Source organism: Anoxybacteroides rupiense (assembly GCF_014196195.1).
In the GTDB taxonomy this organism is placed as follows: domain Bacteria; phylum Bacillota; class Bacilli; order Bacillales; family Anoxybacillaceae; genus Anoxybacteroides; species Anoxybacteroides rupiense.
Genome location: NZ_JACIDF010000001.1, coordinates 393118 through 405395, shown reverse-complemented (window position 1 = coordinate 405395; position 12278 = coordinate 393118). Strand labels below are relative to the sequence as shown.

10 protein-coding genes are annotated in these 12278 nt (G+C 43.9%); all 10 read left to right on the top strand.

The features are described from left to right. Positions 1 to 17 precede the first annotated feature (17 nt). The 10 genes from pnp (at position 18) to GGQ95_RS01785 (ending at position 12184) form a co-directional block, all read left to right on the top strand. Positions 18 to 2129 (top strand): polyribonucleotide nucleotidyltransferase, encoded by a 2112-nt coding sequence (gene pnp / locus GGQ95_RS01830; protein ID WP_066147290.1) that lies wholly within the window; start codon positions 18 to 20, stop codon positions 2127 to 2129. A 187-nt stretch (positions 2130 to 2316) separates the two neighbouring features. Continuing rightward, positions 2317 to 3186: a polysaccharide deacetylase family protein gene (locus GGQ95_RS01825; protein ID WP_139788064.1), complete on the top strand. Its 870-nt coding sequence runs from the start codon at positions 2317 to 2319 to the stop codon at positions 3184 to 3186. Between the two features lie 13 nt (positions 3187 to 3199). Next, the gene (locus GGQ95_RS01820; protein ID WP_066147294.1) at positions 3200 to 4441 is read left to right on the top strand and encodes a M16 family metallopeptidase; all 1242 of its coding nucleotides are present in this window, start codon (positions 3200 to 3202) and stop codon (positions 4439 to 4441) included. 90 nt (positions 4442 to 4531) lie between these two features. Further along, complete coding sequence (locus GGQ95_RS01815; RefSeq protein ID WP_044746092.1) at positions 4532 to 4774, top strand: YlmC/YmxH family sporulation protein; 243 nt, start codon at positions 4532 to 4534, stop codon at positions 4772 to 4774. 467 nt (positions 4775 to 5241) lie between these two features. After that, on the top strand, positions 5242 to 6144 hold the full coding sequence (dpaA, locus tag GGQ95_RS01810) for a dipicolinic acid synthetase subunit A (protein WP_044746091.1): 903 nt from the start codon (positions 5242 to 5244) through the stop codon (positions 6142 to 6144). Further along, positions 6145 to 6744: a dipicolinate synthase subunit B gene (locus tag GGQ95_RS01805; RefSeq protein WP_044746090.1), complete on the top strand. Its 600-nt coding sequence runs from the start codon at positions 6145 to 6147 to the stop codon at positions 6742 to 6744. Positions 6745 to 6873: 129 nt separating this feature from the next. Beyond that, positions 6874 to 7920: an aspartate-semialdehyde dehydrogenase gene (gene asd / locus GGQ95_RS01800; protein WP_044746089.1), complete on the top strand. Its 1047-nt coding sequence runs from the start codon at positions 6874 to 6876 to the stop codon at positions 7918 to 7920. A 27-nt stretch (positions 7921 to 7947) separates the two neighbouring features. Then, a complete protein-coding gene (gene dapG / locus GGQ95_RS01795) occupies positions 7948 to 9192 on the top strand; it encodes an aspartate kinase (RefSeq protein ID WP_080860393.1) in 1245 nt (414 codons plus the stop codon). Between the two features lie 5 nt (positions 9193 to 9197). After that, positions 9198 to 10070 carry a 4-hydroxy-tetrahydrodipicolinate synthase gene (dapA, locus tag GGQ95_RS01790; RefSeq protein ID WP_080860391.1) on the top strand — a complete coding sequence of 291 codons (873 nt, stop codon included), beginning with the start codon at positions 9198 to 9200 and terminating at the stop codon, positions 10068 to 10070. A 455-nt stretch (positions 10071 to 10525) separates the two neighbouring features. Next, positions 10526 to 12184, top strand: coding sequence for a ribonuclease J (locus GGQ95_RS01785; RefSeq protein ID WP_183186268.1), 1659 nt, complete (start codon positions 10526 to 10528; stop codon positions 12182 to 12184). Positions 12185 to 12278: the final 94 nt, after the last annotated feature.

Below are 12278 nucleotides of genomic sequence, written 5' to 3'. Positions count from 1 at the left end.
GAGGAGTACTCATCTGTATGGAGCAAGAAAAACAAGTATTTTCCATAGATTGGGCGGGGCGGCCGCTTGTCGTGGAAATAGGTCAATTAGCAAAACAAGCAAACGGTGCTGTGCTTGTTCGTTACGGTGATACCGTCGTATTAAGCACAGCGACCGCATCGAAAGAAGCAAAAAGTGTAGACTTCTTTCCGTTAACCGTGAATTATGAAGAACGCCTCTACGCAGTCGGAAAAATTCCGGGAGGATTTATTAAGCGTGAAGGTCGCCCAAGCGAAAAAGCGATTTTGGCAAGCAGGCTGATCGATCGTCCGATTCGTCCGTTATTTGCGGAAGGGTTTCGTAACGAAGTGCAAATTGTCTCAATGGTGATGAGCGTTGATCAAGACTGCTCTCCAGAAATGGCTGCCATGTTTGGATCTTCGCTGGCGTTGATGGTTTCGGATATTCCGTTTGAAGGACCGATTGCCGGCGTCACGGTTGGTCGTGTCGATGGAAACTTTGTAATTAATCCGTCTGTTGAACAAACAGAAAAAAGTGACATTCACCTTGTTGTGGCTGGAACAAAAGATGCGATTAACATGGTTGAAGCGGGAGCTGACGAGGTTCCGGAAGAAGTGATGCTGGAAGCGATCATGTTCGGCCATGAAGAAATTAAACGGCTGATTGCTTTTCAAGAAGAGATTACGGCACAAATCGGCAAAGAAAAAATGGAAGTTGCATTATATGAGCTAGATTCCCAGCTGGAGGCCGATATCCGCGCGCTTGCCGAGGCGGAAATTAAACGGGCTGTTCAGGTTCCGGAAAAACTTGCCCGCGAAGCAGCAATTGATGAAGTAAAGGCGGGAGTAATTGCCAAATATGAAGAGCAAGAGGCCGATGAAGAAACATTAAAACAAGCCAATGAAATTTTACATAAGCTTGTTAAAGAAGAAGTACGCCGTCTCATTACAGAAGAAAAAATTCGTCCGGATGGCCGGAAAATTGATGAAATTCGCCCGCTTTCTTCAGCAGTAGGGCTCTTGCCTCGCACGCATGGTTCGGGACTGTTTACGCGTGGACAAACACAGGCGTTAAGTGTTTGCACTTTAGGCGCGCTTGGCGATGTGCAAATTTTAGACGGGCTCGGCATTGAAGAGACCAAACGATTTATGCATCACTATAATTTTCCGCCATTTTCTGTCGGGGAAACGGGAGCGATACGCAGTCCGGGGCGCCGTGAAATCGGACATGGAGCTTTAGGAGAACGGGCGTTAGAGCCAGTGATCCCGTCTGAAAAAGAGTTTCCATATACGATTCGCCTTGTTTCAGAGGTCTTGGAATCGAACGGTTCTACCTCTCAAGCCAGTATTTGTGCTAGCACATTGGCAATGATGGATGCAGGGGTACCGATTAAAGCGCCAGTGGCAGGTATTGCGATGGGACTTGTCAAAAGCGGCGATCATTATACCATTTTAACAGATATCCAAGGTATGGAAGACCATCTTGGCGATATGGACTTCAAAGTGGCGGGAACGGAAAAAGGTGTAACCGCTCTGCAAATGGATATTAAAATTAAAGGATTATCGCGTGAAATTTTAGAAGAAGCCTTACAACAGGCGAAAAAAGGCCGCATGGACATTTTAAAACATATGATGCAAACCATCAGCGAGCCAAGAAAAGAGCTTTCTAAATATGCACCAAAAATTTTAACCATGCAGATCAATCCTGATAAAATCCGCGATGTCATTGGACCAAGCGGCAAGCAAATTAATAAAATTATCGAAGAAACAGGAGTTAAGATCGATATTGAACAAGACGGAACCATCTTTATTTCTTCAGTGAACGAAGAAATGAATCAGAAAGCGAAGAAAATTATTGAGGATATCGTGCGCGAAGTAGAAGTGGGACAAATTTATTTAGGAAAAGTGAAACGCATTGAAAAATTTGGTGCATTCGTCGAATTATTTAGCGGCAAAGACGGTCTTGTCCATATTTCTGAGCTGGCTGAGGAACGCGTTGGCAAAGTAGAAGATGTCGTCTCCATCGGCGATGAAGTTTTAGTGAAGGTTACAGAAATCGATAAGCAAGGCAGGGTCAACTTGTCGAGAAAAGCGGTATTACGTGAACAAAAGGAGAAGCAGAATCAATAAGGGAGCCTCAGGACCAGCCTCAGGCTTCTTTGTTGTTTATAATCAGTTCTATCTTGTCCTCTCTCGACATATTTGTAATAAAAAAAGAGGGGGGGGATGAGCGATTTATAAGCGCTACGTAGTTTGGCTGATAGCTGCTTTTTTATTTGCGTGGGGCATTGCCAGCCAGCCGTCTGTCAATCAATATATGAATTCGTTAAAAGCAGGTAGCACAGAAGTAGCAAAAATGCGGGATAAGCTTTATATGGAAATTCAAACGAAGGCAAAGCGGTATGAAATCCCTCCGCAAGATGCTGTAATTGATCGAGTCTGGAAGGCGATTCCTGGGTATAATGGGTTAAAAGTGAATGTGGAAGCTTCTTATCAGAACATGAAAAAGGATGGTACTTTCGACAAACGCAAGCTTGTATACGAACAAATTTCTCCGAAGGTACACTTAAAGGATTTACCGCCTGAAGCTATTTATCGCGGCCATCCAGAAAAACCGATGGTTACCTTCTTGGTGAATGTCGCATGGGGAAATGAATATATCCCTAAAATGCTAGAGGTTTTGAAAAAATATAACGTTCAGGCGACCTTTTTTCTTGAAGGGCGTTGGGTAAAAAATTATCCGGATATGGCAAAAATGATTGCAGATGCGGGTCAGGAGATCGGCAATCATTCGTATAGCCATCCTGATTTAAAAACTATGAGCAATGAGGCGATTCGCCGAGAGCTGAAAAAAACAAACGAGGTTATAGAAGCAACGACAGGGGTAAAATGCAAATGGTTTGCTCCTCCAAGCGGAAGTTATCGAGATGATGTCGTAAAAATTGCCCACGATTTAAAGATGGGAACCATTATGTGGAGTGTTGATACAATTGATTGGCAAAAACCATCGCCATCTGTTATAGTGGAACGGGTAACATCTAAACTTCATCCTGGCGCCATCATTTTAATGCATCCAACATTATCAACAGCAGAGGCCTTAGAACCGCTCATTAAAGCCATTAAACAAAAATATGAAATTGGTAACGTATCAATGCTGCTAGATGAAAAAAGAATTGTACAAAAATAGGAGGAACGCTGATTTGATTAACAAGTACACATGCCAAAATGGGGTACGTATTGTACTAGAACAAATTCCAACAGTGCGTTCAGTTGCGATTGGCATATGGATTGGAACGGGCTCTCGCAATGAATGTGAACAAAGCAATGGGATTTCCCATTTTTTAGAACATATGTTTTTTAAAGGGACCAAAACGCACACAGCGCGGGAAATTGCTGAAGCGTTTGACAGCATTGGGGGACAGGTCAACGCATTTACTTCAAAAGAGTATACGTGCTATTACGCAAAGGTCTTAGATGAGCATGCTCAGTTTGCCCTTGATATGCTTGCTGATATGTTTTTCCATTCCACTTTTGTCGACGAAGAGCTGCAAAAAGAGCGGAATGTCGTGCTTGAGGAAATTAAAATGTATGAAGACACGCCAGATGATATAGTACATGATTTATTAAGCAAAGCATGCTATGCTTCTCATCCGCTTGGCTATCCGATTTTAGGAACGGAACAAGCCTTGCGCACATTTACAGGCGATTCCTTGCGCAAGTACATGGCCGATTACTATACTCCTGACAGAATCGTTATTTCTGTAGCAGGAAATGTGAAAGAGAGCTTTATCCAAGAAATCGAAGCATATTTCGGTACGTTTACAGCGAAGCAGCGCACTGAACGTCCACTTGTGCCGACGTTCCATCCGCAGAAATTAGCTCGCCAAAAGGAGACGGAGCAGGCTCACTTATGCATCGGGTTTAATGGCTTGCCAATTGGCCATTCTGATATTTATAGCTTAATTATTCTTAATAATATTTTAGGGGGGAGCATGAGCAGCCGCCTCTTCCAAGAAGTGCGTGAACAGCGCGGCTTGGCCTATTCTGTTTTCTCCTACCACTCTTCCTACGAAGACGGCGGGCTTTTAGCGATTTATGGCGGAACGGGAAGCAGCCAATTAGATGTTCTTTTTGAAACGATTCAAGAGACGGTTCGGAAGCTGAAAGAAGATGGAATTACGGCAAAGGAGTTGCAAAATAGCAAAGAGCAAATGAAAGGAAGCTTAATGCTTAGCTTGGAAAGCACAAACAGCCGAATGAGCCGCAATGGTAAAAACGAACTTCTCCTTGGCCGCCATCGCTCGCTTGATGAAATTATTGAGGAGATTAATCAAGTCAGCGCAGATGATGTTAATGAGATGGCACAGAAAATTTTCAGCGAAGATTATGCAGTGGCGTTAATCAGCCCAAGTGGACAACTGCCAGCGGCGCTGCAAAGCTAATAAAAATGCCTGCAAAAATCAATTGCAGGCATTTTTTTATGAATGACAACTTACAATGATAAAAAGGCATGAAAAAGGAGTGCATAGGCAATGAGGCTAAGCGAGCTAAGCGGAAAGGAAATTGTTGATGTCAGAAGGGCGGAACGATTAGGGGTGCTTGGGCAGACAGATCTTGAAATTAATGAGCAAACAGGGCACATTCAAGCGTTATTAATTCCAACAGGAAAGTGGTTTGGATTTCGAAAAGAAGGCAATGAGATTCGGGTTCCTTGGAACTATATTAGAAAAATTGGCACAGACATGATTATCATTGATTTTCCCGATGAATCATGATGTGCATGACGATTTATAGAGGTTCGGATAAAAAATCGGCATCAATAAAAAACGAAAATAGTTCAATCAATGAGAAGAAACACCACTATATATAAATGATTCATGATTTAGGCATAAGATTTATTTGCCAATGATAGAAATCCACTAGCCTCAAGAGCAAGGGCCCTTTTTGACGGCTGAAAACAAGTCCGTAACTTGTATTAGTCATGTTACATCATGATCGTGCACTGGCCGTCATCGCGGACTCTTTACCTGCTCATTTGCGAGGAATTGTTGACACAACCAATGGAATTGATTATAAGCTACACTGGATTACGCTGTTAAATGGAAAATGACGAAAAGGAGCAGGGCGAATTCTCGCCATGCTCCTTTATTATTTGCTCTATTCACCTATTTTTATCTTTTACATAAGATGTGAAAGAGGCATTGTCAATCAATATGAGTTTTTATAAAGAAGGTGAAAATGCATGATGCTGACAGGGATGCACGTAGCTGTCATTGGCGGAGATGCGAGGCAGCTAGAAGTGATTCGCAAATTAACAGAATTGGATGCAAAATTATCCCTTATTGGCTTTGATCAGCTTGCCCATAGCTTTACTGGTGCTACGAAAACGTCGATTGATGAAATCGATGTTTCTGATTTAGATGCAATCATTTTGCCTGTTCATGGCACAGGTTTAGATGGAAAAGTCAATACCATTTTTTCCAATGAACCGATTTTTATTACAGAGGAGCTTCTCTTACAAACCCCGAAACATTGTACCGTTTATACCGGGATCAGTAATAGCTACTTAGATGAACTTATGGAAGCAACTCAGCGAAAGTATGTGCAGTTGTTTGAGCGGGATGATGTGGCGATTTACAATTCCATTCCCACCGCTGAAGGGACGATTATGATTGTGATTCAGCATACAGATTTTACGATTCACGGTTCACGCGTCGCCGTTTTAGGATTGGGGAGAGTTGGCATGACCGTTGCCCGCACATTCGCTGCATTAGGAGCGAAAGTGAAAGTAGGCGCACGACGAAGCGAGCATCTTGCACGAATAAGTGAAATGGGGTTTGAACCGTTCCAGTTGCAAGATATTGAAAAGGCAGTGCAGGATATCGATATATGCATTAACACGATTCCGACGATGATTGTGACCGCCAGTGTCATATCGAAAATGCCCGCCCATACACTCATTGTCGATTTAGCCTCAAAGCCTGGGGGAACGGATTTTCGTTATGCTGAAAAACGAGGAATTAAGGCGTTATTGGCACCGGGATTGCCAGGTGTAGTCGCCCCGAAAACGGCAGGACAAATTCTGGCAAATGTTTTATCACAGCTATTATTAAATGATTTAACGAAACGAAAGGAGAAAAAATAAATGAGTGTAAAAGGAAAGCGCATCGGCTTTGGTTTAACGGGCTCTCATTGCACATATGATGCTGTCATACCGGAAATTGAAAAACTTGTAAAAGAAGGGGCAGAAGTGTTGCCAATTATTACTTACACGGTGAAAACAACAGATACAAGATTCGGAGAAGGGGAGGAGTGGGTAAAAAAGCTAGAAGAGATAACAGGGAACAAAGTGATTGATACCATTGTTAAAGCGGAGCCACTCGGCCCCAAAATTCCTCTTGATTGTATGGTCATTGCCCCGTTAACAGGCAACTCTATGAGCAAGCTCGCTAATGCATTGACGGATTCTCCCGTGTTGATGGCCGCCAAGGCAACAATGAGGAATCATCGTCCGGTTGTAGTGGGGATTTCAACGAATGATGCCCTAGGATTAAATGGAGTCAATTTAATGCGACTTATGGCAGCCAAAAACATCTATTTTATTCCATTTGGCCAAGATGCACCATATACGAAGCCGAATTCGATGGTGGCTAAAATGTCGCTGTTGCGTGATACAGTGGTTGCTGCACTTGAAGGAAAACAGCTACAGCCAGTGATCATTGAAAAATATCGTGATGCAGATTAATAAATAATCAATAAAAAGAAAATTTATGCATATAAATAAAAAGTTTCTCTCCTTTAAAGATGAATATGTTAAAATAAAAACTATCGAAATGGATGCAGCTTATTGACTAGTTGGAAGGAGAATGAATGAATGGAACAAAAAAATTTGCATGTAGCAGTGGTCGGAGCTACTGGCGCAGTGGGCCAACAAATGATTCAAACATTAGAAAAACGAAATTTCCCGATTGGTACATTAACGCTGTTATCATCGGAACGTTCGGCAGGAAAAAAAGTCATGTTTAAAGGTCAGGAAATTGAAGTGCAAGCGGCAAAACCGGAAAGCTTTGAAACAGTTGATATCGCACTGTTCAGCGCTGGTGGTGCGGTGTCAAAGGCCCTCGCTCCAGAAGCTGTGAAGCGCGGTGCTATTGTCGTCGATAATACAAGCGCATTCCGCATGGATGAGAATGTGCCGCTTGTTGTGCCGGAAGTAAATGAAGAAGATCTAAAATGGCATAATGGCATTATCGCCAATCCAAATTGCTCGACGATTCAAATGGTGGTGGCGCTTGAGCCAATCCGTCAAGCGTTTGGGCTTAAAAAAGTCATCGTCTCTACCTATCAAGCTGTTTCTGGTGCAGGAGCACAAGCGATCACGGAATTAAAGTCACAGGCGAAAGCGATTCTTGAGGGGGCCTCATTTACACCGGAAATTCTGCCTGTAAAATCAGATCGCAAGCATTATCAAATGGCATTTAACGCGATTCCGCAGATTGATAAATTTCAAGACAACGGCTTTACGTTTGAGGAAATAAAAATGATAAATGAAACGAAAAAAATCATGCATATGCCTGAACTGGAGGTAGCTGCAACATGCGTGCGTATTCCAGTGATAACAGGACACTCTGAGTCTGTTTATATCGAAGTGGAAAAAGACGCCGTCAGCGCTGAAGAGATCAAGCATGTGCTTAAAGAGGCTCCGGGTATCGTTTTGCAGGATGATCCAAGCGAGCAGTTGTATCCGATGCCGGCGGATTGCGAAGGCAAAAGCGAAGTATTTGTCGGACGCATTCGCAAAGACTTAGACCGCGATCATGGCTTCCATTTATGGATCGTATCTGATAATTTATTAAAGGGGGCGGCGTGGAATTCCGTCCAAATTGCAGAAAGCCTCTTAAAGCTAGGACTTGTTAAATAAAGAGCGGAGAAGCATCGAGGTGTTAGCATGAAAATTATTGTACAAAAGTTTGGTGGCACATCGGTTCGCGATGAACATGGGCGTGACTGGGCGCGCAAGCATATTGCAAGAGCCCTTGACGAAGGATACAAGGTAGTGGTTGTCGTGTCGGCGATGGGGCGAAAAGGAGAGCCATATGCAACCGATACGCTGCTAAGCTTAATCGATGGCAGCCATACACATGTCAATAAGCGAGAGCAGGATTTGCTGATGGCTTGCGGAGAGATCATTTCTAGCGTCGTCTTTACCAACCTGCTTAACAAGCACGACATCAAAGCCACTGCTTTTACAGGGGCTCAGGCAGGGTTTTGTACAAATCATGATTATACAAATGCCAAAATTATTGAAATGCGTTGCGACCGCCTGTTGAAGGCTTTAGAAGAATATGATGTCGCCGTTGTTGCCGGCTTTCAAGGAGCTACCAAAGACGGCGACATAACAACGCTTGGCCGCGGCGGCAGCGATACATCAGCTGCGGCCTTAGGAGCGGCCCTTAATGCTGAATGGGTTGATATTTTTACCGATGTCGAAGGAGTGATGACAGCTGATCCACGCATCGTGGAAAACGCTCGTCCGCTTGATATTGTCACATATACAGAAATTTGCAATATGGCCTATCAAGGGGCGAAAGTCATTCACCCTCGCGCCGTGGAGATTGCCATGCAGGCGAAAGTTCCGCTGCGGGTGCGCTCAACCTATTCAGATTCTTTAGGAACGCTTGTTACATCCAGCGTAAAGCCGAATAAAGGAAGCGATGTTAGAGAGCGTCTTGTAACGGGAATCGCTCATGTTGCGAACGTGACACAAATCAAGGTGCAAGCAAAAGAAGGGCATTACGAGCTCCAGTCTGATGTGTTTAGTGCAATGGCAAACGAAGGAATTAGCGTCGATTTTATTAATATATCACCGAATGGCGTGGTATACACAGTAGCTGGTGACATGACCGATCGCGCGATTTCAGCATTGCGGAAGATTGGCTATGAACCTTCTGTAACAAGAGGGTGCGCAAAGGTGTCGACCGTTGGTGCAGGAATCGCTGGGGTGCCAGGGGTTACAGCGAAGATTGTGACCGCCCTTTCTGAAAAAGGAATTCAAATTTTGCAATCGGCTGACAGCCATACAACGATTTGGGTGTTGGTTAAGGAAGAAGATTTAAAGAAAGCCGTTAATGCGCTTCATGACGCTTTTCATCTTTCGGAAGCCGAACCGATGAAATATGATGATGAGGAGTGAAAATATTGGTTTCATTTGGAAAAGTTGTCACAGCGATGGTGACACCATTTGATCGCAAAGGAAACATTGACTTTGATAAAACGACTCAGTTGATTCAATACTTGCTTGAAAATGGCACCGATTCTCTTGTTGTGGCAGGGACGACGGGAGAATCTCCGACGCTGACAACTGAGGAGAAAGTCGCCCTGTTCCGCCATGTTGTTTCTGTGGTTAATGGCCGTGTTCCCGTCATTGCAGGAACGGGAAGCAATAATACGCGCGCATCCATTGAGCTGACAAGAAAAGCTGAAGCGGTTGGTGTCGACGCCATTATGATTGTGGCTCCATATTATAATAAGCCGAATCAAGAGGGACTTTACCAGCATTTTAAAGCGATCGCGGAAAGCACGAGCCTACCTATCATGGTATATAACATTCCAGGTCGTTCCGTTGTTAATATTTCGGTTGATACGCTTGTTCGGTTAGCAGAGATTCCAAATGTTGTGGCTCTTAAGGATGCAAGTGGCAACCTTGATGCGATGGCTGAGGTTATGGCACGTACAAAGGAAGAGTTTTTGCTGTATAGCGGTGATGATGGACTGACGCTTCCGGTGATGGCCATTGGAGGTGCTGGTGTCGTGTCTGTTGCCTCTCATGTTATTGGTCATGAGATGCAGCAAATGATTTCGGCATTCGAAGCTGGTGACCATAGCAAGGCAGCCAAGCTGCATCAAACGTTGCTTCCAATTATGAAAGGGCTATTCGCGGCGCCAAGCCCTGTTCCAGTTAAAACGGCGCTGCAGCTGAAAGGTCTGGATGTCGGTTCTGTCCGCCTGCCGCTTGTTCCATTAACAGAGCAAGAGCGGAACGAACTGATGGGCTTGCTCCAGAATATTTAACAGCTTTCCAAAAGAAGTCTCCCATCCTCAAGGAACGTGAAGGCGACAGCCCAGTGAGTAGGGGGGAGATGAATTTCAGTTGGCAATCGCCACTGGATAGGATACTCTATTGTTCGAACGGACCCCTTCGGAACGAAGGGAAGCGTAAAGGGTTCTTGTGTGTGGCTTACCGTTCAGCGAACACGCACAAGTCGCTTAAAGCCCCCTCCTCTAAGCGAAGCGCAGGTGGCGGGTAGTTCACTATATCTGCTTAAGAAACTTCCCGTCTTTAAACAGAGTGTAGGTGGGGAAGATGTATTCAGAGCAAAGTGGCCAATTCGCTGTATGGGCGGATTGGCCGTTTTTATTCCCATGAATGGTGACGAACAAATTAGCTTGTATTTAAAATCTGCCATCAGTTATAATAATGTCAAGTGACTTTGAGCGGGTTAGTTTGACATTAGGAGGACGTGCCATTGAGGACAAAAGTAGAAAAGATACGCATATTTTCCCTTGGAGGAGTAGGAGAAATCGGGAAAAATATGTATATTATCGAATTGGATGAAGATATTTTTATGGTTGATGCAGGCTTAATGTTTCCAGAGGATGAAATGCTTGGGATTGACAAGGTCATTCCCGATATTTCCTATCTTGTTGAGCGAAAAGAACAGATTAAGGGGATCTTTTTAACACATGGTCATGAAGAGCACATTGGCGCTATTGCCTACGTGTTGAAAAAAATTACAGCTCCTGTATATGGAACGAAATTGACGCTTGGATTAGTTGAGGAGAAGCTAAAAGAGCAAGGAATAAGCGCTAGCGCTCCATTAATCGAAATTCGTTCTGATTCCGAAATTGCTTTTGACAAAACGATCGTCACATTCTTTCGGACGATTCATAGCATTCCAGATTCTGTTGGAATTAGCTTCCATACGTCGCAAGGAGCGATCGTATATACCGGAGATTTCAAATTTGATCAAACTCCGTATGGGGCCAACTACGCTGATTTAGGGAAAATGGCGCAAATAGGCGAGAAAGGAGTTTTGTGTCTTTTATCGGACAGCACGAATGCGGAAAAGCCGGGATATACCGGATCTGATATGAGTGTTGCTGAAGCGATATCAGATGTTGTTTATAATGCAACGGGAAGAGTGATTGCTGCCTGCTATGTGTCCAACATTACAAGAATACAGCAGGTGCTGAACGCGGCTAAAAAACACGGAAGAAAGGTAGCGATTGTTGGAAAGAACATACATAAAGTGATGGATGTGGCAGTCCGCTTAGGCTACCTGCAGCTTCCAGAAAAAACGATCATTTCTATTCATGATCTCCAACAATACGAAGATCGTGAGCTTGTCATTTTGACGACAGGCGGGCGAGGAGAGCACATGGGAGCTCTTGTACGAATGGCGAAGCAAACACATAAGCATGTAAGCATCAAGGAAGGAGATACGGTTATTGTTGCTGCTTCGCCAATGCCGGGGCATGAGCTGCTGCACTTAAAGACAATGGATGCCTTATATCGTGCAGGAGCGCATGTGGTCTATAAAAATGTACATGTATCCGGCCATGGGTGCCAGGAAGAGCTCAAACTGATGCTCAATTTAATGAAACCAAGCTATTTTATTCCTGTTCACGGAGAATATCGCATGCAGAAAGCTCACGCTAATCTAGCTAAAGCTGTCGGTATTTCCGAAGAACGAACATTCTTAATTGATAAAGGTGAGGTCGTTGAATTCCGTAATGGTCAAGCGCGCTTTGGCGGCAAAGTTCCGTGCGGAAACATCTTAATCGACGGCTTAGGAATTGGGGATGTTGGCAACATTGTCTTGCGCGATCGCCGTCTTCTTTCCCAAGACGGCATTTTAATTGTCGTCGTAACATTAAGCAAAGAAGCGAAAAAAATTGTGGCTGGACCTGAAATTATCTCTCGCGGCTTCGTATATGTGAGGGAATCAGAAACGCTGCTGGATGAAGCGACGAAAATGGTAACAAATATTGTAAATAAATGCCTGCAAGATTATGTGATTGAGTGGTCTTCATTAAAAATGGGCATGCGCGAGGCGCTCAGCCAATATTTATTCGAAAAAACAAAACGCAAGCCAATGATTTTACCCATTATTATGGAAATTTAATGCAATCATGCTCAAAGTCGAATGTTGCTGCCGATGGGAGGAGAATCCTTCCATCGGCATTTTTATTTAATAGATAGAACATACTAATGGTATG

What these genes read in the sequence shown, in the direction of transcription:
- pnp (WP_066147290.1), top strand. Translation starts at nt 18, where the DNA reads ATGGAGCAAGAAAAACAAGTATTTTCCATAGATTGGGCGGGGCGGCCG.
- GGQ95_RS01825 (WP_139788064.1), top strand. Translation starts at nt 2,317, where the DNA reads ATGAATTCGTTAAAAGCAGGTAGCACAGAAGTAGCAAAAATGCGGGAT.
- GGQ95_RS01815 (WP_044746092.1), top strand. Translation starts at nt 4,532, where the DNA reads ATGAGGCTAAGCGAGCTAAGCGGAAAGGAAATTGTTGATGTCAGAAGG.
- dpaA (WP_044746091.1), top strand. Translation starts at nt 5,242, where the DNA reads ATGATGCTGACAGGGATGCACGTAGCTGTCATTGGCGGAGATGCGAGG.
- GGQ95_RS01805 (WP_044746090.1), top strand. Translation starts at nt 6,145, where the DNA reads ATGAGTGTAAAAGGAAAGCGCATCGGCTTTGGTTTAACGGGCTCTCAT.
- asd (WP_044746089.1), top strand. Translation starts at nt 6,874, where the DNA reads ATGGAACAAAAAAATTTGCATGTAGCAGTGGTCGGAGCTACTGGCGCA.
- dapG (WP_080860393.1), top strand. Translation starts at nt 7,948, where the DNA reads ATGAAAATTATTGTACAAAAGTTTGGTGGCACATCGGTTCGCGATGAA.